Here is a 20,398-nt window from a genome sequence, read left to right as displayed (position 1 = left end):
CTCAGCTGAGCCGCTCGAGCACCAGCGCCATGCCCTGTCCGCCCGCGACGCACATCGTCTCGACCGCGAACTGCTCGTCGCGCTCCTGCAGCGCGTGGATCGCCGTCGTGGTGATGCGGGCTCCGGTCATGCCGAAGGGGTGGCCGAGCGCGATCGCGCCGCCGTTGACATTGACCCGCTCGGGGTCGATGCCGATGTCGTCGATCGAGGGCAGCACCTGGGCGGCGAACGCCTCGTTGATCTCGAGGAGGTCGATGTCGGAGATGGACATGCGGGCGTTGCGCAGGGCGCGCTCGACGGCGCCGACCGGCCCCAGGCCCATGAGCTCGGGGCTCAGCGCCGAGACGCCGGTCGAGACGATGCGCGCGAGCGGCGTCAGGCCGAGCTCCTTCGCCTTGACGTCGCTCATGATGACCAGCGCCGCGGCGCCGTCGTTGAGCGGGCAGCAGTTGGCGGCGGTGACGGTGCCGTGCGGGCGGAACACCGGCTGCAGGCCCGAGACGCCCTCGAGGGTCACCCCGGCGCGGGGGCCGTCGTCGGCCGAGACGACCGTGCCGTCGGCGAGGGTCACCGGCGTGATGTCGCGCGTCCAGAACCCGCGGGCCAGGGCGGCCTCGGCACGGTTCTGGCTGCGCACCGCCCATTCGTCCTGCGCGCGACGCGACACGCCCCGCAGCTGCGCGACGTTCTCGGCGGTGTCACCCATGGCGATGTAGATGTCGGGCAGCTCGCCGCGCTCGCGCGGGTCGGACCACACGGCATCCGCATCCTCGGCGAGCTGCCGCGTGCGCGCCATCGCCGCCGCGTAGCGCGGGTTCTTCGTGTCGGGCAGCCCGTCGGACTTGCCCAGGCCGAACCGCGACACCGCCTCGACGCCCGCCGAGACGAACACGTCGCCCTCGCCTGCCTTGATGGCGTGGAAGGCCATGCGGGTCGTCTGCAGCGACGAAGAGCAGTAGCGGTGCACGGTCGTGCCGGGGACCGAGTCGAGGCCGAGCTGCAGCGCGACCATGCGGCCGATGTTGTAACCCTGCTCCCCCGCCGGCTGTGCGCAGCCCATCATGAGGTCGTCGATCGTCGTGGCGTCGAGCTCGGGCACGGCGTCCAGCGCCGCGCGGACGATCTGCGTCGCGAGGTCGTCGGGGCGCAGGTCTTTCAGCGAGCCCTTGCCCGCACGCCCGATGGGCGAGCGCACGGCGGAGACGATGACGGCTTCGGTCATGAGTCGGTTCCTTTCGCGGAACGGAGGATGTCGGCGTTGGGGGTGTGGGCGAGGAAGGCGGGCCATTCGCCGCCGCCGTCGACGGGCACCACCGCCCCTGTCGTGTGGCTGGACAGATCGCTCGCGAGCAGCACGCACGCGGCGCCGATCTCGGCGGGGTCGGCCAGTCGGCCGCGCGGGATGGTCGCCGCGACCTGCGCGTACTGCTCGGGATCGCCGTAGTGGTCGACGGCCCCCTCGGTGGCGACGAGGCCGCAGCTGACCGCGTTCACGCGCACGTCGGGAGCCCACTCGACGGCGAGGCTCTGGGTGAGGCTTTCGAGAGCGGCCTTCGCGGCGCCGTAGATCGCCGTCCCGGGGCTCGGCCGCCGGGCGCTGATCGAGGTGATGTTGATCAGCGACCCCCGTGCCTCGCGCAGGTGCGGGTATGCGGCGTGCGAGACGAACGCGGCGGAGAGGAAGTTCAGCTCGGTGATCGCGCGCTGATAGCGCGGGGAGCCGTCGGCGAACCGCGAGAACGGGGATCCGCCGGCGTTGTTCACCACGACGTCGATGCGCCCGTGGCGCTCGGCGACGTCGGCGGTCCACGCCGCGACGGCCTCGGGGTCGCGCACGTCGGCGGTGCGGAAGACGGCGCGGCGGCCCTCGGCCTCGACGGGCCGTTCCGGCGCGGTGCGTCCGCAGATCTCCACCGCGGCGCCCGCCTCGAGGAAGCGGGTCGCGATGCCGCGACCGACGCCGCGGCCACCGCCGGTGATCATGACCACGCGACCGGAGAGGTCGATCGTCAGGCTCATCAGGCCACCTTTCTGGACGTCGTCGTCGACCTGTCCAGGCTACCAAACAAATGCTAGGTTTGTCGCATGACGACCCTCCCCACCACCGCGCTCGTCACCGGCGGAGCCAAGGGCATCGGCGCCGCGACCGTGCGCCGGCTCGCGCGCGACGGCCACCGCATCGTCCTCGTCGACATCGATCCCGATGCCGCGCGCGCGGTCCGCGAGCAGGTCGAGGCGGCGGGCACGGCATGCGAGGTCGTGATCGGCAACATCGCCCACGACGAGACCCTCGCCCTGCTGGAGACCCGCATCGACGAGGGCGGCCACGACGTCGCGGTGCTCGTCAACAACGTCGGCGACTTCCGCCCCGCCCGCGCGGTGTTCCACAAGAGCGACGCGTCGCAGTGGCGGCGCCTGCACGAGCTGAACCTGTGGCACGTGTTCACGGTCAGCCACCTGGTCATCCCGCGCATGATCGCGCGCGGCGGCGGCGCGATCGTGAATCTGTCGACCGTCGAGGCCTATCGCGGCATCCCGGGCAACGCGGTCTACTCGGCGTACAAGGCGGGCGTCTCGGCGTTCACCAAGAGCCTCGCCGTCGAGCTCGGCCCGTCGAACATCCGCGTCAACGCGATCGCCCCCGACCTCGCCGACACCGACCAGACGCCCGCCGCGCTCATGCTCGACGGGCGCGATCCCGCACTGGTGCGCTCGTGGGTGCCGCTGGGCCGGTTCGGGCACCCCGACGACTACGCCGACGTCATCTCGTTCCTCGCGTCTGACGCCTCCCGCTTCGTGACCGGGCAGACCATCCCCGTCGACGGCGGCACGCTGGCGGCATCCGGCTGGTACGGGCGCACCGCCCGCCGCGGCTGGACCAACCTGCCGGACGGCGCGTGAGCGCACCCGACGAGACCACCCGCGAGCTGCACGACCGGCTCGCGATCCACCGCCTCGTCCTGGCGTACTGCCGAGCCGTCGACCGCGGCGATCTGGCCGGCGTCCGCGCCGTCTACGCCGACGACGGGCGCGACGTCCACACCGGGTTCGAAGGCCGTGCCGACGACTACGTGGAATGGCTGCGCGGCAAGCTCGCGCAGTTCGACGGCACGATGCACCTCGTCGGCAACCACGACGCCGAGCTCTTCGGCGACCGCGCCCTCGCCGAGACCTACGGCACCGCGGTGCACTGGGGCTCCCCGCCCGACGACCCGTCCCGCAACTTCACGAGCGGCTTCCGCTACGTCGACCACCTCCGCCGCACTCCCGAGGGCTGGCGCATCGTCGAGCGCCGTGCGGTGCGCGAGTGGACGAGATCGGATGCCGGACGCCTCATCGCCCCCGAGGGCCCCGGGCCCCGCGGCTCCCGCGACGGCGCCGATCCGCTGCACGCGATGCGCGACATCGTGCGCCGCGCCGCCGCGCACGACTGAGGCCCGCGGCGCGCGCCGCGGGCCTCTCGTCGGATCAGCGCGCGGTCGCGCCGAAGTAGGCGTCCTGGATGTCTTCGGGCGTCACCGTGGCGGCCGGGCCCGACAGCACGGTCCGGCCCATCTCGATCACGGTGACCTCGTCGGCGATCGCCACGGAGTCCTGCACGGCCTGCTCGACGAGCAGGATGCCGATCCCCGTCGCCTTGAGGGCGTGCACGCGCTCCATGACCTCCTTGACGATCACCGGCGCGAGCCCCTGGCTCGGCTCGTCGAGGATGAGCAGCTTCGGCTTCGCCATCAGCGCCTGCCCGATCGCGAGCATCTGCTGCTGACCGCCCGACATGCTCGAGGCGGGCAGCGCCCGCTTCTCGCCGAGGATCGGGAACAGCTCGTAGATCTCGGACACGTGCTCGGCGAGCGCGCGCTTGCGCAGGCGCCGCGAGAAGCCGCCGAGCAGCAGGTTCTGCTCGATCGTCAGCTCGTGGAACACCCGCTTGCCCTCCTGCACGTACGACATGCCCTTGCCGACGCGGGTGAACGGCGGCACGCCGTCCAGCCGGTCGCCGAGGTAGCGGATCTCCCCGCCCGTGGTGCGGTTGAGCCCCGTGATCGCCCGGAGCGTCGTCGTCTTGCCGGCGCCGTTGCGGCCCAGCAGCACGGTGATCTCGCCGGCGCGGACGGTGAGCGACACATCGCGCACGACCTTGAGGTCGCCGTAGCCGGTCTGCAGCCCCTGGACCTCCAGCAGCGTCGCGTCAGTCATTTCCGCCTCCGTTCGCGGTCACGTCGTGCTCGGGCGCGACCCCGAGGTACTCCTCCATGACCCGCGGGTCCCTCTCGATCTCGTCGGGCGAGCCGTGCGCCATCACCTTGCCGTGGGCGAGCACGTAGATGTCGTCGGCGAGGCTCAGCACCAGCTGGAAGTTGTGCTCCACGAGCACGATCGTCAGCCCCGCGTCGCGCAGGCGCCGGATGAGGCTCGCGAGCACCTCGAGCTCGTCTTCGTCCAGGCCCGATGCGACCTCGTCAAGCAGCAGCACCTTGGGCGCGGCCACCAGGCTGCGCGCGACCTCGAGCAGGCGCCGGTTGCCCAGCGGCAGCGAGTCGGCCATCACGTGCCGCTGTGCGCTCAGGCCCACCAGGGCCAGCGCCCGTTCGGCCTCGGCACGGTCGGCACGGCTGACGCGCCAGTGGCGCGGCAGGCGCAGGATCGACGCGAAGATCGATGCGCGATCGCTCGCGTACCGGCCCGCCTCGACCGCCTCGAGCACCGTCAGCTTCTCGGGCACGTTGGGCGTCTGGAAGGTACGCGACACTCCCGCCCGCGCCACCCGGTAGGCGCCGAGCCCTTGCAGCGGCTCGTCGCCGAGCGTGATGGTGCCGGAGTCGGTGCGGTAGAAGCCCGAGATCATGTTGAGCAGCGTCGTCTTGCCCGAGCCGTTGGGCCCGATGATCGCCGTCACCGCGCCGGGGCGCGCCTCGACGGTGACCTCGGACAGCGCCTGGTTGCCGCCGAAGGCCTTGGACACGTCGTCCGTGCGCAGCAGCGCCCCGGGGACGGCCTCGACGATCGCCTCGCTCGCAGGCGCCTCGGCATAGCCCACCTTCGCGCGGGCCGCGGCATCCATCCTCCGGATCAGCGACCGGCCCAGGCCCGAGATGCCGCCCGTGAACACCACGCCGCCGAACAGCAGGAAGGCGCCGGTGATGATGAGGCCGTACTCCTGGAAGTTGGTGGCCTGGTTCATCCCGAACTGCAGCACCGCCGCGCCGATGACGGCGCCGTAGATGCTCGCCGACCCGCCGAAGATGGATGCCGCGAGCACCGTCATCGCGAACGAGAACGCGAACGCCTCCGGCGAGATGAACAGGTCGAGGTTGGCGAACAGCACGCCCGCCAGGCCCGCCGGCACCGCGCCCAGCGCGTACGCGGTGAGCTTCGTGCGGAACACCGAGATGCCCATCGACGAGGCCAGCACGGGGCTGCGCTTGAGCACGCGCAGCGCCGTGCCGTGGCGCGAGACCACGAAGTTGCGCATCACCGCGAACCACAGGATCGCGACCACGAGGATGACGATGTAGTACGTGCGGGAGTCGATCGCCTCGCCGAACATCGTCGGCGGCATGATGCCGGCCAGGCCGTTGCGTCCGCCCGTGGCCGACTTGAAGATCGAAAGCACGTCGGGGATCAGCAGGATGAGGAAGAACGACGTCATCGCCAGCGACCAGCTGCCCAGCCGCAGGCCGGGGATGCCGGAGATGAGGCCGACGACCAGGGCCGCGGCCGCACCGGCGACCAGCTGCAGCCACAGCTCGGTGACGCCCGCCTTGCTCATGAGGCCCGCGGTGTAGGCGCCGGCGGCGTACATCGCCACCTGGCCCATCGCGAGCTCGCCCGCGTAGCCCAGCGAGAGGTTCATGCCCGCGACGATGAGCGCGAGGATCACCGTGAGCTCGATCTGCCGGGTCACCGAATAGCTCATGCCCATGAACGGCAGCGCGATGAGGACGACCCCGAACAGCAGGGGCCAGATCCAGCCGGGCACCGCCCGGAACTTCAGCCAGAACGACGCCATGTCACACCGCCCGTTCCCTGCGACGGGTGAACAGGCCCGTCGGCTTGACCATGAGGATCACGATGAGGATGAAGAAGATGCTGAGGTTCGCGTAGTCGCCGCCGATGTAGCGGGTGGCCAGCGACTCGGTGAGCCCCACGATGAGGCCGCCCGCGAGCGTGCCCCACAGCGACCCGAACCCGCCGATCGCGAGCACCACGAAGCCCTTCAGGGCGAGCGAGGCGCCGAGGGTCGCGACCGCGTACGTCTTGGGTCCGACGAACACGCCCATGAAGCCGGCGAGCACACCCGTGAAGACGAAGGCCATGAAGGCGAAGCGCCGCACGTTGACGCCGCGCAGCTGCGCGGCCTCGCGGTCCTCGCTCATGCCGAGCAGCGCGATGCCGGTGAGGCTGCGCTTGGCGTACTGGGTGAGGCCGATCACGAGCAGCACGACGACGACCACCAGCGCGAGCTCGACCGGGTAGACGCGGCCGCCCAGGAAGTCGAGCACCTGGTCGCCGAAGAAGAACGGGACGCGGTGCGGCTCGCCGCCCCACAGCAGCTGCGCGACGCCCTCGATGATGATCGAGGCGCCGAGCGTGGTGACCAGCAGGTTGTGCGGGTCTTTCACGGGGCGGATCGCGACGCGCTCTTCGAGGGCGGCGACGGCGCCCACGATGACGGCGGCGACGATGCCCACGATCCACCAGGGCAGGCCCCAGACGACGATGCCGACGTACGCGATGAACGCGCCGAGCATCATGAGCGCCGCCTGGGCGAAGTTGAACGTCTTCTGCGAGAGGAAGACGATGTTGTATCCGATCGCCACGAGCGCGTACACCGCGCCCAGGGCGAGACCGGACCAGATGATCGTCATGGTCGTGAGGGTCCTTCCGTCACGTCGTCGTGTGGATGCGTCGGTGGCCCCGGACCGGGGTGCGATCCGGGGCCACCACTGTCACATCGTTACTGGTACTGGCCGTTGACGAGCGGGCCGGGTGCGATGAACAGGAACTCGCTCGGCTTGGCGTGCGGCGTGTGCGAGTCCTTCGTGAACCCGTACAGCTCGAGCATCGCGGTCTCGGCCGAGTCCTGCACGTCGGAGTCGAGCAGAGCCTCCGCGACCTTCTCGACGTCCAGCGAGCCGGCCTTCTCAGCGGCGGCCTTCACGAGCGGCATCGCGTCGTAGTTGTACGCGAGGATGAGCGACGACTTGATCTCGCCGGACTCGGTCATCAGCTGCACCGCGTCGTTGACGGTGGCGTCGTCGGCGTCGTACTTGGTGCTGCGGAACACCTGCATCGTCAGGTTCTTGACCTGGTCGGTGCCCAGGACGCCGGTGGGCGGCTCGGTCGAGATGAGGCCGGTGGCCGACACCGAGGTGTTGCCCATGATCGGGACGTCCCAGCCGAGCTTCTCGATGCCCTGCAGCACGTAGCCGAGCGGGGCGCCGTAGGCGTCGAGCACGAGCACGTCGGGGTCGGTCTCCTGCAGCGCCTCCAGCTGCGCGGTCATGTCGAGCGACGCGTTGTCGTAGCCCTGCACGCCCGTCACGGTGAAGCCGTCGTCGGCGAACGTCGAGGCGGTCAGCTGGCCGAACAGCTCGCCGTACGCGCTGGAACCGTGGAGGATCGCGACGTCGTCGTACCCGCGGTCGTCCATCTCGGCCGAGAACGAGCCGATGTAGTCGGGGACCGAGGGCGACAGGTCGAAGTTGTACGGGTTGGCCTTCGGGTCGCCCGAGGTGGCGGTCGGGCCGATGTTGAACGACAGCACCTTGTTCTGCGTCAGGATCGGCAGCATCGCCTCGGCGACCGTGGAGGGGCCGGAGTTCATGACGACGTCGGGCTTGTCGTCCGAGGCCATCAGCTCACGGAGCTTGGTGACGGCGACCGTCGGGTCGCCGGTGTCGTCGATGACCTCGAGCTCGACCTCGCGGCCGAGGATGCCGCCCGCGTCGTTGACGGCCTGGACCGACGCCTTGGCGGCGGTGACGGACGTCGTGGCGTTGTTGGCGAGGATGCCCTCGGCGCCGAGTGCGCCGAAGACGACGGCCTTGATCGGCTCGTTGCTCGTCTCGCTGGGGCTCGTTCCCGCGTCGCCGCCGCCGGCGCAGCCGGCGAATGCGAGGGCGGAGACGGCCAATGCTGCGAGTGCTGCTGGAACCCTGGTGCGGTGCATGGACTGGCCTTTCTCATCGTTGAGGGTGAAGGGTGGTGACCAAACGCTTGCTTAGTCAAACACAGAAGATCGGGAGGGGCAATAGCCAACCATGCATTTGCTTGGTTTCGGTGCTACGGTGCCGGTCATGAGCACAGTCGAACCCTCCTCGACCCCGTACGCACGCGCCGGCGCCGCGCTCGTGACCGGCGGCTCGGGCGGCATCGGCGCCGCCGTCGTGCGCCGCCTCGTCGCCGACGGCGAGCGCGTCGTCCTGACGTATCGCTCCACCGAGCCCACGGCGCTCCTGGACGAGCTCGGCCACGCCGTCGAGGCGCATCGCCTGGAGGTGACGGATGCCGCGGCCGCGGCATCCGTCGTCGCCGACGTGCTCGGCCGCCACGGTGCGATCCACACCCTCGTGCACGCCGCGGGCCCGCACGTGCCGATGGTGCACCTGTCGCGGGTGACCCCCGCGCAGTTCGCCGCGCAGGTCGACGCCGACCTCGTCGGCTTCTTCACGATCGCGCACGCGTGCCTGCCGGCGCTGCGCGCCTCGAGGGGCTCGATCGTCGCCGTCACCACCGCGGCCACCCGCCGCTACCCCGTGCGCGACGGACTGTCGGCGGCCCCCAAGGGCGGCGTCGAGGCCCTCGCGCGAGGGCTGGCCGCAGAGGAGGGCCGGTACGGCGTGCGCGTGAACTGCGTCGGCCCGGGCATGCTGAGCGACGGCATGTCGGCGCGGCTGATGGCCTCGGGCGACCTCGACGAGCGCGCACTGGCGGTGGCCACGGCGAACATCCCGCTGCGACGCTTCGGCACGGCCGACGACATCGCGGAGGCGGTCGCGTTCCTCGCGTCCTCGCGGGCGGGCTTCATCACGGGTCAGAAGCTCGACGTCGACGGCGGCTTCGGGGTCTGACGCCACGCCTCACCCCCGGCTGCGGTCGCGCGGACGGCCGATCACGGTGCGTCGTCCAGGTCGGCGGAGAGACGTTCCAGCAGCCAGTCGATGCGCGCCGCCTCGTCCCGGTAGTACCGCTCGGACCACTCCAGCACCACCGACGGGAAGTGCCATGCCGGCACGTCCGCCGCGTGCTCGGCGTGCGAGGCGGCCTGCTCGGCGCGGGAGGCGGCATCCGCCCGGTGCTCCTCCAGCATGCGACGCAGACGCCGAGGATCGGAGTTGTGGGCAGCCCACACGCGCAGCAGGACCGGGTTCTTGAGAACCACGGCCTCGGGCTCGACGGCGTCGGCCCACGCGCGGATGCGCCGGCGGCCGGCATCCGTGATCGCGTACACGCGACGGCTCTTCGCCTCGTGCGTCTGCTCCACGCGCGAGGTCGCCAGGCCCAGCTTCTCGAGCCGGCGCAGCTCGGCGTAGATCTGGCTGTGCGAGGGCGCCCAGTAGAAGAACGCGAGGCTCTGGTCGGCCCAGCGCTTCACGTCGTAGCCCGAGAGCTCCTCCTCGAACGACAGGATGCCGAGCACGGCGCGGCTCGTCGCCGGCAGATCGATCTCGGCCTCGGTCGGTTCGCTCGTCACGGTTGACCTCCTCGTCACCCGATGCGATACTCCGAAACGGAGTATGACTAATAGACATACTAGCCTCTTCCCCTCACGATCGAAGGAGATCGGATGGACGAAACACGGCGGATGCTGGAGCTTCTGAACGCCGGATTCCCCGACATCACCGGGCTCGACCCGCTCGCGGCGCGCGCCCTCGTCGACGCCCGCGTACGGGCGCCCGACAACCTCGACGACGTCGCCACAGCGCAGGATCTGGTCGTCGCACCCGGCGTGCCGGTGCGGGTGTACGAGCCGCACGAGCGCCGGCCGGAGGCTCCGGTGACGGTGTTCGTGCACGGCGGCGGGTTCCTGCACGGCTCGATCGCGAGCCACGACGGATTCTGCCGGCGCTGGGCGAAGCACACCGGTTCGGTCGTCGTCTCGGTCGAGCACCGCCGCGCGCCCGAGCACCGCGCGCCCGCCGGCGCGGAGGACGTCGTGGCGGCGGTGGACTGGGTGGCCTCGGCCGATCTCGGCGACGGCGTCATCGCCGCCGGCGACAGCTCGGGCGGCAACCTCGCCGCTGTCGCCGCACTGATGCTGCGCGACCGCGGGGACTCCCCGCTCACCGGACTCGTGCTGGCCTACCCGTTCCTCGATCCGGCGATGGACACGCCCTCGCACCGCAGCCGGGCGGAGGGCTACTTCGTCACCGGCCGCCAGCTGCGCTACTACTGGGAGACCTACCTCGGCGGCCCCGTCGAGACGGCCGAGGTCGACTGGCGCGTCTCACCGCTGCGGGCCGACCTCGCCGGCCTGCCGCCGACCATCGTCGTCACCGCCGGGCTCGATCCGCTCTGCGACGAGGGCCGCGCGTTCGCCGAGCGCCTGGCGGCCGCCGGCGTGCCGGTGCTGCACCGGCACCATCCCGACCAGTTCCACGGGTTCCTGACCATCCCCGGCTACGGCCCCGGACGCTCGGCGTCCGAGCTGCTCTGGGCCGACGTCGACGACACCCTGACCGCACCCGCTCCGGAGGAGGCAGCATGACCGAGACCTGCGACCACCACGACCTGATCGTCGTCGGAGCCGGCTTCGCCGGCCTGTACACCGTCATCCACGCGGAGCGGCTCGGGCTGGACGTGCTCGGCCTGGAGGCGGGCGACGGCGTCGGCGGCACCTGGTACTGGAACCGCTACCCGGGCGCCCGCTGCGACGTGGAGAGCATCGACTATTCGTTCTCGTTCGACCCGGAGCTCGAGCGCACCTGGCGCTGGTCGGAGCGCTACGCGACGCAGCCCGAGATCCTCCGCTACCTCGAGCACGTCGCCGACCGCTACGACGTGCGCCGTCACTACCGGTTCGACCAGCGCGTCGCATCCGCGCAGTGGCACGAGCGCGCGCGGCGCTGGGAGGTCCGGACCGAGGCCGGACTCGTCGCGACCGCGGACTGGCTCGTGATGGCCACCGGAAGCCTCTCGGCGCCGGTGCTGCCCGACCTGCCCGGACGAGACACCTTCGCCGGCGAGGTCTACATGACCGCCGCCTGGCCGCAGACCGACCCCGACCTCGCGGGAAAGCGCGTCGCCGTCATCGGGACCGGGTCCTCCGGCATCCAGGCGATCCCGCTCATCGCGCAGCGGGCGGCGGAGGTGGTCGTCTACCAGCGCACCGCGAACTACAGCGTGCCCGCGTTCAACCGCGGACTCGAGGATGCCGAGTGGCAGGCCGCGCTGGCGGACTACGCGCACCGTCGCGAGCTGTCGTGGAACGGCCTGGCCGGCTCGCCCTGGACGAGCCACCCGGTCCCTTACGACGAGGTTCCCGAGGCCGAGCGGGAGGCGGTGTTCGAAGAGGCGTGGACGCGCGGCGGCGTGCTGTTCGCCAAGGCCTTCGCTCGACAGACGGCCGACATCGAGATCAACGAGGCCGCGCGGGCGTTCTTCGAGGGCAAGCTCGTCGAGCTCGTCGACGACCCGCAGACCCTCGCCGATCTCACGCCCTCCGACCACCCCATCGGCACCAAGCGCATCTGCACCGACTCCGGGTACTACGAGACGTACAACCTGCCGCACGTGCACCTGGTGAACCTGCGGCGCGAGCCGATCACCGAGGTCACCCCGACCGGCATCACGAGCGCGCAGGCCCACCGCGAGCACGACGTCGTCGTCTATGCCACCGGCTTCGACGCCATGACCGGCGCTCTCACGTCGATCGACATCCGCGGCCGCGAGGGGCGGTCGCTGCGGGACGAGTGGCGCGACGGCCCGACCAACTACCTGGGCGTCGGCATCCCGGGCTTCCCCAACCTGCTGGCCCTCAACGGCCCCGGAACGCCCAGCGTGCTGTCGAACATGGCGCTCGGCGCCGAGCAGCAGGGCGCCTTCGCCCTGCGACTGGTGCAGCACTGCCGCGCGAACGGGTTCACCTCGGCCGAACCGCGCAGCGATGCCGCGCAGGCGTGGGCCGCGCACGGTGCCGAGCTCGCGGACGCGACGCTGTTCGGTTCGGCGCGGTCCTGGTACACCGGCGCGAACATCGAGGGCAAGGCGCGCGGCTTCCTGCCCTACATCGGCGGGTTCCGGCCTTACATCGACCGTTGCGACACCGTCGCCGACGGGGGTTTCGCGGGATTCGTGCTCAGCGAGCGGCGTCCGGTGGCGGTTCCGGTCGCCGCGGTCTAGGATCGAGCAAAACAACCAAACGCTTGATCGGGAGGCATCATGGGCGATGCGCATTTCGGGTTCGCGGAGGGCACGAGCATCCTCGTGACCGGCGCCGGCAGCGGGATCGGGCGCGCCACCGCGCTCCGTGCCGCACAGCAGGGCCTGGACGTGAGCGCGTGGGACATCAACCCCGCGGGGCTGGAGACGCTCGCCGACGAGGTCGGGGCGCTCGGGCGCCGCGTGCACACGTGGGTCGCCGATGTGGGCGATCAGGATGCCGTCACCGCGGGGATCTCCTCCGCCACCGCGGCGCTCGGCACCATCGCGCTGCTGCACAACAACGCCGGCCCGCCCTCGAGCGCGGACCTCGCGTTCGACGACGCCATCATCGCCTGCGTCGGCAGCGTCCGCCGCGTCACCGACGCGTGGGCCGCGGCCGGACCCGGAGCCGGTGCGGCGATGGTCGTCACCTCCTCGGTGGCGGGCAACCTCGTCGGCACCGCGAGCGACTGGTACTCGGCATCCAAGGCCGCGCTGGCGGGGTACATGCGCCACCTCGCCGCCCACCGCGCCGGTGAGTTCCGCAGCAACGCCGTCGCCCCCGGCATGACCGACACCCCGCGGCTCGCCGGGTTCGCCGCCAGCGACACGGGTCAGCGCGTGCTCCAGCGGATCCCGCTGCACCGCATGGGCGCGGCCGACGACATCGCCTACGCGACGCTGTTCCTGCTGTCGCCGCTCGCCGGGTACATCAACGGGGCCTACCTCCCCGTCGACGGCGGCTGGACCGTCACGCAGTGACGACGATGCGGGAGGGGCCGACAGCCCCTCCCGCACCCGCCCCGCTCATCGGGGCACGCGGACGCGCAGCGCTCTGATCGCACCACGACGCTCGGCGGCCGCCTCCTGCGGCAGCCACGTGCGAGCCGTGCACACGAACAGATCGCGGCCGTCCGCTCCCCCGAGCGCCACCGCGTAAGGGTCGTCGATCGCGAGCCGGTCGGTCACCACGCCGCCGGCGTCGACCCTGACCACCTCGCCGCTGAAGGGCGAGGCCACCCACACGGCGTCCTCGGAGTCGATCGCGATCCCGTCGGGCCACTCGACGTCGAACTCGATCAAGGTGCGACGGCCCGACAGTCCGCCGTCCGGGGCCACGTCGAACACCGTCAGCCGCCCGGGCTCGGCGCGCGTCTCGGCGACGACGAGCTCCGTGCCACCGCTTCGCAGCGCCATGCCGTTGGGGAAGTACAGGTCCTCGGCGACGACACGGGACGAGCCGTCGGTGTCGACCAGCACCAGCGTCGCCGGAGCGATCGGCTCCCCCGGAGGCGCTTCACTGCCGTAGTTGCCCACGTACGCCCGGCCTGCGGCATCCGTCAGCAGATCGTTGACGTGCCACGTCGTGAGCGAGGAGAGGTCGGCGTGCAGCACCGGCGCGCCCGCCGGCGCGCGGAGATCGACCCGATAGACCGAGCGGTCGTGCTGCGACGCCACCAGCAGGGTGTCGTCGTCGAGGAATCCGAGCCCCGAGGGCTTTCCGGGGATGTGGGCGAGGATCTCCAGCCGCCCCTCGCGCAGGCGCAGCACCTGGTGCGAGTGGACGTCGGAGAAGTACAGGGCTCCGTCGCGCCACCGCGGACCCTCGGGAAAGGCGAGGCCCTCCACGACGGCGACCGGCGAGCCCGTCACGGCAGCCCCTCGACGGCTCCGGCGGCCACGCGGCCGCCGCCGGCCGGATGCGCCCGAAGGTCGCGGTCCACGGCATCCGTCGCCGCGAACAGCTCGCGCACCTGCCCCTTGGCGATCTTCTCGGCCGCCGCCCGCGGCAGGTCGTCCACGACCGCGACGCGTTCGGGCAGCAGGTGCTTGGACACCCCTCTGGAGAGGAGGAACCCGGTGAGCGCGGCGACATCGAGCGCGACGCCGGGCACCTGGCAGAGCGCGACGCCGATCCGCTCGCCGTACACCGCGTCCGGCACCGGAACGGCCGCCGCCATCAGCACGTCGGGATGAGCCTCGACGGCCTCCTCGACCTCGACGGCCGAGATGTTCTTGCCGCCGCGGATGATGAGATCGCTGATGCGGCCCACGACCTGCAGCCAGCCGTCGTCGTCGATCTCGACCAGGTCCGGCATCAGCAGGTAGCCGTCGCGGAAGAGCTCGGCGTTGGCCGCGTCGTCCTGGTAGTAGCCGATGCCGATGGTCGGGCTGATCACCCCGGGGCGCCCGCGACCGGCTGCGGTCACGTCGCCTTCGGTGTCGAACAGCCGCACCTCGACGTCGTCGCCGACCCGACCCGCCGTGCGCAGCCGTCGCTCCTGCGGATCGCGCAGCGTGGTGTAGCTGATCGAGCCCGACTCGTTCGAGCCGTAGAACTGCAGCACCGACGCGCCGACGCGCTCTTCGAACTCGCGGGCCCGCTCATACGAGACGGCTTCACCGCCGGTGAACATCGCCCGAAGGGCGAGCCGGGGGTCTTCCTCGGCCAGCTCGGGGCAGTCCAGCAGCATCTTGAACTGCGTGCTCACGCAGGCGAGCACGGTCACCCGCTCTGTCGCGAGCAGCCGCAGCATCTCGGCCGCGTCGAAGCGCTCCATGAGGACCGTCGTCATCCCCAGCAGGGCCGGCGCATAGTGCGCGGTCCACAGCCCGAACCCGAACGGCCCGGGCACGGCGCCGAACATGATGTCGTCGGACGTGAGGTCGGCCCCCGCGATCGCGAGCTCGCTGAAGCGGAGCCAGCGGTTCGCGAACTGCATCACCAGCTTGGGCCGCCCGGTGGTGCCCGAGGTCGAGTTGAGCATCGACAGCTCGTTCGGCCCGGTCGCCCGAGCGGAGAGGTCGACGAAGGATGCGGCGGGCTGCGGCGACAGGAGACCGTCGGCGTCGCACCGATACGCCGCGGGTGCGGCATCCGGAGCCACCTCGATGAGATGCGAGACCTCCCAGCCCTCGCGGGCGAGGTCTCCGACGATCTCGCCCGCGGCGCGGCCTCGGTGGGCGCTGCGCGTGAGCAGCACGCGCGCGCCGGACCGGCTCATCAGGTGGTGGATCTCCGCGGGTCCGGAGCGCGCACCCATCCCGAGTGCGATCGTGCCGCTGCGCTCGGCCGCGCACAGCGCGATGTGGAACTCGGGCGCGTCGGGCAGCAGCACGCCGAACACCTCGCCCGGCGCGAGCACCGCGGCCAGCACCTGGGCGAGCGCGTCGATCCCGGCGTCGTACTCGGCCCACGTCATGCGCCGCCCTTCCGACACGAAGGCGACCTTGCCGGGGTGGTTGCGCGCCCGCGCGCGCACGTGATCGGCGACCGAGAGCGAGCCCCACCAGCCGTTCTGCGTGTACGCGGCGACCGCGTCGGGGTGCGGGGCGGGCAGGCGGCTCATTCGGCCTCCTCGATCTCTTCGTGGATGACGCCCATGGCGCGCTGGTACGCGTCGTCCAGGCTCGCGGCGTCGTCGTAGGGGCCGCTCAGCTCGGCGCGCAGCAGCACGTGCCCGCGATCCACGAGGCTCTGCAGCGGGCCGAGGGCGGGGTCGAGGATGAGGACGCTGGCGCCGTCGTCGGCGATCCGCCGGATCGCCTCGACCAGCGCCGCGACGATCTTCGGGGCGAGCCCGGTCATCATCTCGTCGAGGATCAGCGCGCGCGGCTCGCCCATCAGCGCCCGGCTCACGACGAGCATCTGCTGCTCGCCGCCGGAGAGGACCCCCGCGAGGCGGTTCTCCCGTTCCCGCAGCACCGGGAAGCGGTCCAGCGCCGCCTCGACGGCGTCGCGGCGCAGATCCAGCAGTTCCGCCATGACCTGCAGATTGTCGCGGACCGACAGGCGCGGGAACAGCTGGCGCCCCTGCGGCACGATGGCCAGGCCCGCTCGCGCCCGGGCGATCGGGGCGAGGCCGGAGAGGTCGTCGTCGCCGAGCCGGACCTTCCCTTGCGCGGTGACGGAGCCGTAGACCCCGAGCGCGAGGCTCGACTTCCCGGCGCCGTTGGGTCCGACGACGGCGGTGACCCGGCCGGCCGGAACCACGAACGACGCGTCCTGCACCGCGGTCGCCCGGCCGTAGAAGACCGAGAGCCCCTCGATGCGCATGTCGCCGGTCATGCCGCCTCCCCCTCGTCGTCGGCGTCGACCGCGCCGAAGTACACGCGCTGCATCTCGGGGCTGGCCAGGCACTCGCGCGGCCCGCCCTCGAACACCTTGCGGCCCTGGGCGAGCAGCATCACACGGTCGGCCAACGAGGTCAGCAGGTCGACGTTGTGGTCGACGAGGATGACGCCGTGGCCCCGGCTCTGCACGCTGCGGATGGCCTCGATGATGCCGCCCACCGAGTGCGCATCGGCACCCGCGAACGGCTCGTCCAGCAGCATCACGGTCGGGCTCTGTGCGAGAGCCCGCGCCACCTCCACGAGTCGCTGCTCGCCCAGCGACAGGTTGGCGCACGTCTCGGCGAGATCGGGCACGCCGAGCTCGCCCGCGATCCGGCGTGCAGCCTCGAGCTCGGTGCGCCGGGACAGGATGCCGTCGGTCACGATGCCGCGCGTGAGCGGCCACGCCGAGCCGAACCGCCGCGCCGAGGCTCCGACGAGGATGTTCTGCTCCACCGTCAGCTCGAGGGCGAGGTGAGGATGCTGGAACGTGCGTGCGAGGCCTCGCCGGGCCCGCGCGGACGGCGGCCCGGAAAGCCGCACCCCGCCGAGCGTGAGCTCGCCGCTGTCGGCCGACTGGATGCCGGTGATGAGGTCGACGAGGGTCGTCTTGCCCGCGCCGTTGGGACCGACGAGGCCCAGGATCTCTCCCGCCGACACCCGGATGTCGACGGCGTCGACGGCGACCAGACCGCCGTACGCCTTGGACAGGCCGCGGCCTTCGAGAAGGACGTCACTGCTCATCGCGAACCCGCTTCCCCGCACGACCGCGGACGGCCAGGACGAGCTTCTGGGCGTAGCCGATGATCCCGGACGGCGCCAAGAGCAGGATGCCCAGGACGACGACGGCCAGCAGCAGCTGCCCCGAAGCCTCGAACTCCGGCATGTTGACGGTCAGCTGAACCACGATGATCGCGCCGATCACCGATCCCCACGCGCTGCCCTGCCCGCCGATGAGCGGGATGAAGATCGCCATGAAGACGATCGACAGGGTGAACGTCTCGGGGGTGATGCTCAGCACGAAGCTCGCGAACAGCGCTCCGCCGAGCGATGCGACCGCGGCGCCCACGGCGAGCGCGACGGTGGTCAGGGACGCCGTGCGCACGCCGACGGCCTCGACGGCGGACGGCACGTCGCGCATCGCACGGACGGTGACGCCCCACGAACCGGTGCGGACGCGCTCGATCGCCGAGGCGACGACCACGACCAGCAGCAGCGCGAAGGCCGCCTGGACGATCCGCGGCGGCTCCCAGCCGAAGATCGACGGGGCCGGGATGCCGCCGATGCCGGCCGAGCCCCCCGTGAGCTCCTTGGCCTCGATGAGCCACGGCTCGAAGGCGAGTCCGAACAGCAGCGTCGCGGCGGCGAGGTAGAAGCCGCTGAGGCGTCGGGTGAGCAGGCTCAGCACCACGGCCACCAGCGCCGAGGCCAGAGGGCCCGCGATCCAGCCGACGATCGCCGGCAGATCGGTCTCGGTCGTGACGATCGCGACCGAGTAGCCTCCGATCGCGGCGTAGGCGCTGTAGGCCATCGACAGCGAGCCGGCCAGCACGAACGGGATGTACATCCCGAGCGCGATGAGGGCGTACACGGCGACGAGGACCAGAAGGTCCTGCCGGTAGCCGCTGGCGCCCGCCCACCACACCATGAGCAGCCCGACGACCAGAGCGGCGCCCGGAGCCAGCAGGCCGCGCAGCGGGGTGCGCCGCGGAGGCGCGTCGATGAGAGTGGAGACGGCGGTCACGTCCGAACCTTTGCGACGAAGAGCCCTTGCGGGCGGAACGCGAAGAACAGCAGCGCGATGACGAGCACCATCGTCGTCGGGCCGAGGTTCCCGAAGTAGTACGGCGCGAACACCTGGATCGCGCCGAGCACCAGGCCGCCGACCAGCGGCGCCCATACGCGGCCGGTGCCGCCGATCACGAGGGCGAGGAACCCGACCAGGGTCCACGAGACGCCGCTCGTGAAGGCGACACCCGCCTTGGGCGCGTACAGGATGCCGGCGGCTCCGGCGATGAGCCCCGCGACGAGGAACGCGATGAGCCGGATGCGGCCCACCGGCAGTCCGAGCAGCGCAGCCGCCGAACGGTTGTCACCGACGGCCCGCAGGAGGCGTCCGGTGCGGCTCCACCGCATCCACGCCGACATGACGGCGAAGGCGACGGCGGTCGTGCCGATCAGCAGCACGGTGGCCCCCGTCACGTACACGCTTCCGATCTGCCACGGGCCGAGCTCGACCACCTGCTGGCCGGGCAGGGCGCGGCGCCCGAAGAGGGCGCCGGCGCCCTGCTGCACGATGAACATCACCGCCGTCACCGCGACCAGCGCGGGCAGCTCGCCCCCGCCCGACCGGCGCTGCACCGGCCGGACGACGAGCAGCTCGGTCAGTCCGCTGACGATCGTCGAGATCGCCAGCCCGCACAGCACCGCCAGCCACACCGGCATGTCCCATTCGGTGACGAACCAGGACGCGCCCAGCGCGGCGACCATGGCGTACGGGCCGATCGCGAAGTTGAAGAAGCCGGCCCCGACGAGGGTGACCTGGTACCCGAGTGCGATCAGCGCGAAGAAGCAGCCGATCTCGAGCACCGAGAGCCACAGCTGTGGTTCTGTCATGGCATCCGGCTCAGCACGACACCTGGTACGCGGGCCACGCGCCGGCAGGCTGGTTCTTCTTGTCGAAGGTGCTCAGCACCAGGCCGCACAGCGAGTCCGCGCCGATGTGCTTGTCGGCCGTGAACGACAGCGTGAAGCCGTCCTGGCCGAACGAGGCGGCGTACCCGCTGATCTCGTTGAGCGCATCGTTGATCGCCGCCGGGTCATCGGTGCCGCCGGCCGCCTCGATCGCCTGCTTGAGGAGGTACACGGTGTCGTATGCCTGCGCGTCGTATGCGGTGAGGCGGTAGTCGTCGCCGTTGGCCGCGGTGAGCTTGTCGGCCAGGGCCTCGGTCGCAGGGTTGTCGGCGTCGATCGCCCCCATGTACACCACGTCCGCGAGCACGCCGGGGTTGGCCCGCTCCCACGCGTCGGGCTGGTTGCCGATCGAGGCCAGCGAGAACCGGGTCACACCCGGCAGCTGCGGGGCGAGCGTGTTGTGCGCGAGCACCTCGAAGTTGCCGCCGACGCTCATGACGAGCACCGCGTCGGGGTCGGCGTCCTTGATGCGCGCGGCCTGCGCGTTGAGGTCCGCCGCGTCCACCGGCGCCTTCTCCTGCGCCACGACGTCGATGCAGTCCTCGAGGCCCGGGATCAGCAGTCCCGAGATGTTGTCGATCGCGGGGGTGGTGTCTGCCAGCACGGCGAGGGTCTCGTAGCCCTTCTCCTCGAAGGCCCCGCAGTACACGTCGGAGAAGTCGTCGAGACCGTTGGCGAGCATGTAGGTGAACTCGTTGTCGGGCGGCAGGCCCACCGAGGTCGTGATCGCGACGGGGGCGATCGCCGGGATGCCGGCCTGCTTGACCACGGCCTTTGCCTGCAGCACCGAGCCGCCGCCGGTGGCGAGGATGATCGCCTGCGCGCCCTGGTCGACGAGCTTGCGCACGACCGAGGGGGTCTTCGTCGGGTCGGATTCGTCGTTGCCCACGACGATCTCGACCTGCCGGCCGAGGATGCCGCCGGCCTCGTTGATCTCGTCGACGGCCATCCGCACGGTGTTGCCGGCGATGGTGGCGTACGACGCGCCGGGGCCGGTGCTGTCCTCGTCCAGTCCGATGACGATGGGGGCCTTGTCGCCGGTGGCCGCCGGCTCCTCCTCGCCACTGGCGCAGGCCGTGAGGGCGAGTGCGAAGACGGTCACTCCCGCGAGCGCTGCGGTGCGCTTGCTGATCATACGAACCTCCATTGGTCGTCGTCGGGGGGCACAAAGAGTTCCCAAGCAATTGCTTGCTAGTTCCACAACATAGCCATACATTGAAGGCGA

General features: G+C 71.4%; 20 protein-coding genes. 6 read left to right on the top strand and 14 right to left on the bottom strand.

What is annotated here, in order from left to right; genetic code table 11:
* Window position 1: 1 nt before the first annotated feature.
* Entirely contained in the window at window positions 2–1,222 is a 1,221-nt protein-coding gene (locus tag AC1DDU_RS08820) for an acetyl-CoA C-acetyltransferase (RefSeq protein ID WP_477433108.1), read from the bottom strand.
* The gene (locus tag AC1DDU_RS08815) at window positions 1,219–2,019 is read right to left on the bottom strand and encodes an SDR family oxidoreductase (protein ID WP_477433106.1); all 801 of its coding nucleotides are present in this window, start codon (window positions 2,017–2,019) and stop codon (window positions 1,219–1,221) included. The genes AC1DDU_RS08820 and AC1DDU_RS08815 overlap by 4 nt, the downstream gene beginning before the upstream one ends.
* Window positions 2,020–2,085: 66 nt before the next feature.
* Between AC1DDU_RS08815 and AC1DDU_RS08810 the strand changes: the two genes are divergently transcribed.
* Both AC1DDU_RS08810 and AC1DDU_RS08805 read left to right on the top strand, forming a co-directional pair.
* Entirely contained in the window at window positions 2,086–2,901 is an 816-nt protein-coding gene (locus AC1DDU_RS08810) for an SDR family NAD(P)-dependent oxidoreductase (protein ID WP_477433104.1), read from the top strand.
* Window positions 2,898–3,434, top strand: coding sequence for a nuclear transport factor 2 family protein (locus AC1DDU_RS08805; protein ID WP_477433102.1), 537 nt, complete (start codon window positions 2,898–2,900; stop codon window positions 3,432–3,434). The genes AC1DDU_RS08810 and AC1DDU_RS08805 overlap by 4 nt, the downstream gene beginning before the upstream one ends.
* A gap of 34 nt (window positions 3,435–3,468) precedes the next feature.
* On the opposite strand, the gene AC1DDU_RS08800 is transcribed toward AC1DDU_RS08805, so the two are convergent.
* From AC1DDU_RS08800 to AC1DDU_RS08785, 4 genes are all read right to left on the bottom strand, one after another.
* The gene (locus AC1DDU_RS08800; RefSeq protein WP_477433100.1) at window positions 3,469–4,197 is read right to left on the bottom strand and encodes an ABC transporter ATP-binding protein; all 729 of its coding nucleotides are present in this window, start codon (window positions 4,195–4,197) and stop codon (window positions 3,469–3,471) included.
* Window positions 4,190–6,010 (bottom strand): branched-chain amino acid ABC transporter ATP-binding protein/permease, encoded by a 1,821-nt coding sequence (locus AC1DDU_RS08795; protein ID WP_477433098.1) that lies wholly within the window; start codon window positions 6,008–6,010, stop codon window positions 4,190–4,192. The genes AC1DDU_RS08800 and AC1DDU_RS08795 overlap by 8 nt, the downstream gene beginning before the upstream one ends.
* Before the next feature lies 1 nt (window position 6,011).
* On the bottom strand, window positions 6,012–6,869 hold the full coding sequence (locus AC1DDU_RS08790; RefSeq protein ID WP_477433096.1) for a branched-chain amino acid ABC transporter permease: 858 nt from the start codon (window positions 6,867–6,869) through the stop codon (window positions 6,012–6,014).
* An 89-nt stretch (window positions 6,870–6,958) separates the two neighbouring features.
* Window positions 6,959–8,137: an ABC transporter substrate-binding protein gene (locus tag AC1DDU_RS08785; protein WP_477433094.1), complete on the bottom strand. Its 1,179-nt coding sequence runs from the start codon at window positions 8,135–8,137 to the stop codon at window positions 6,959–6,961.
* 163 nt (window positions 8,138–8,300) lie between these two features.
* Here AC1DDU_RS08785 and AC1DDU_RS08780 point away from each other — a divergent pair, with 163 nt between their 5' ends.
* Window positions 8,301–9,074, top strand: coding sequence for an SDR family NAD(P)-dependent oxidoreductase (locus tag AC1DDU_RS08780; RefSeq protein ID WP_477433092.1), 774 nt, complete (start codon window positions 8,301–8,303; stop codon window positions 9,072–9,074).
* A 41-nt stretch (window positions 9,075–9,115) separates the two neighbouring features.
* Here AC1DDU_RS08780 and AC1DDU_RS08775 read toward each other — a convergent pair whose 3' ends face one another.
* Window positions 9,116–9,697: a PadR family transcriptional regulator gene (locus AC1DDU_RS08775; protein ID WP_477433090.1), complete on the bottom strand. Its 582-nt coding sequence runs from the start codon at window positions 9,695–9,697 to the stop codon at window positions 9,116–9,118.
* 93 nt (window positions 9,698–9,790) lie between these two features.
* Between AC1DDU_RS08775 and AC1DDU_RS08770 the strand changes: the two genes are divergently transcribed.
* The 3 genes from AC1DDU_RS08770 to AC1DDU_RS08760 are packed head-to-tail and all read left to right on the top strand — an operon-like array spanning window position 9,791 to window position 13,128.
* On the top strand, window positions 9,791–10,711 hold the full coding sequence (locus AC1DDU_RS08770) for an alpha/beta hydrolase (protein WP_477433088.1): 921 nt from the start codon (window positions 9,791–9,793) through the stop codon (window positions 10,709–10,711).
* Window positions 10,708–12,345: a flavin-containing monooxygenase gene (locus AC1DDU_RS08765; RefSeq protein ID WP_477433086.1), complete on the top strand. Its 1,638-nt coding sequence runs from the start codon at window positions 10,708–10,710 to the stop codon at window positions 12,343–12,345. Before AC1DDU_RS08770 ends, AC1DDU_RS08765 begins: the two co-directional genes overlap by 4 nt.
* A gap of 39 nt (window positions 12,346–12,384) precedes the next feature.
* On the top strand, window positions 12,385–13,128 hold the full coding sequence (locus tag AC1DDU_RS08760; protein WP_477433084.1) for an SDR family NAD(P)-dependent oxidoreductase: 744 nt from the start codon (window positions 12,385–12,387) through the stop codon (window positions 13,126–13,128).
* A 45-nt stretch (window positions 13,129–13,173) separates the two neighbouring features.
* Here AC1DDU_RS08760 and AC1DDU_RS08755 read toward each other — a convergent pair whose 3' ends face one another.
* The 7 genes from AC1DDU_RS08755 to AC1DDU_RS08725 are packed head-to-tail and all read right to left on the bottom strand — an operon-like array spanning window position 13,174 to window position 20,308.
* Window positions 13,174–14,019 (bottom strand): SMP-30/gluconolactonase/LRE family protein, encoded by an 846-nt coding sequence (locus tag AC1DDU_RS08755; protein ID WP_477433082.1) that lies wholly within the window; start codon window positions 14,017–14,019, stop codon window positions 13,174–13,176.
* Complete coding sequence (locus AC1DDU_RS08750) at window positions 14,016–15,716, bottom strand: class I adenylate-forming enzyme family protein (protein ID WP_477433080.1); 1,701 nt, start codon at window positions 15,714–15,716, stop codon at window positions 14,016–14,018. Before AC1DDU_RS08750 ends, AC1DDU_RS08755 begins: the two co-directional genes overlap by 4 nt.
* Window positions 15,713–16,435 carry an ABC transporter ATP-binding protein gene (locus AC1DDU_RS08745; RefSeq protein WP_477433078.1) on the bottom strand — a complete coding sequence of 241 codons (723 nt, stop codon included), beginning with the start codon at window positions 16,433–16,435 and terminating at the stop codon, window positions 15,713–15,715. The genes AC1DDU_RS08750 and AC1DDU_RS08745 overlap by 4 nt, the downstream gene beginning before the upstream one ends.
* Window positions 16,432–17,223 (bottom strand): ABC transporter ATP-binding protein, encoded by a 792-nt coding sequence (locus tag AC1DDU_RS08740; RefSeq protein ID WP_477433076.1) that lies wholly within the window; start codon window positions 17,221–17,223, stop codon window positions 16,432–16,434. The genes AC1DDU_RS08745 and AC1DDU_RS08740 overlap by 4 nt, the downstream gene beginning before the upstream one ends.
* Window positions 17,213–18,223 carry a branched-chain amino acid ABC transporter permease gene (locus AC1DDU_RS08735; RefSeq protein WP_477433074.1) on the bottom strand — a complete coding sequence of 337 codons (1,011 nt, stop codon included), beginning with the start codon at window positions 18,221–18,223 and terminating at the stop codon, window positions 17,213–17,215. The genes AC1DDU_RS08740 and AC1DDU_RS08735 overlap by 11 nt, the downstream gene beginning before the upstream one ends.
* Complete coding sequence (locus tag AC1DDU_RS08730) at window positions 18,220–19,095, bottom strand: branched-chain amino acid ABC transporter permease (protein ID WP_477433072.1); 876 nt, start codon at window positions 19,093–19,095, stop codon at window positions 18,220–18,222. The genes AC1DDU_RS08735 and AC1DDU_RS08730 overlap by 4 nt, the downstream gene beginning before the upstream one ends.
* 10 nt (window positions 19,096–19,105) lie before the next feature.
* Window positions 19,106–20,308 (bottom strand): ABC transporter substrate-binding protein, encoded by a 1,203-nt coding sequence (locus AC1DDU_RS08725; protein ID WP_477433070.1) that lies wholly within the window; start codon window positions 20,306–20,308, stop codon window positions 19,106–19,108.
* Window positions 20,309–20,398 lie beyond the last annotated feature (90 nt).

It is taken from the genome of Microbacterium sp. 05T445 (assembly GCF_056395865.1).
This window is presented reverse-complemented; position numbering and strand designations above follow the sequence as displayed.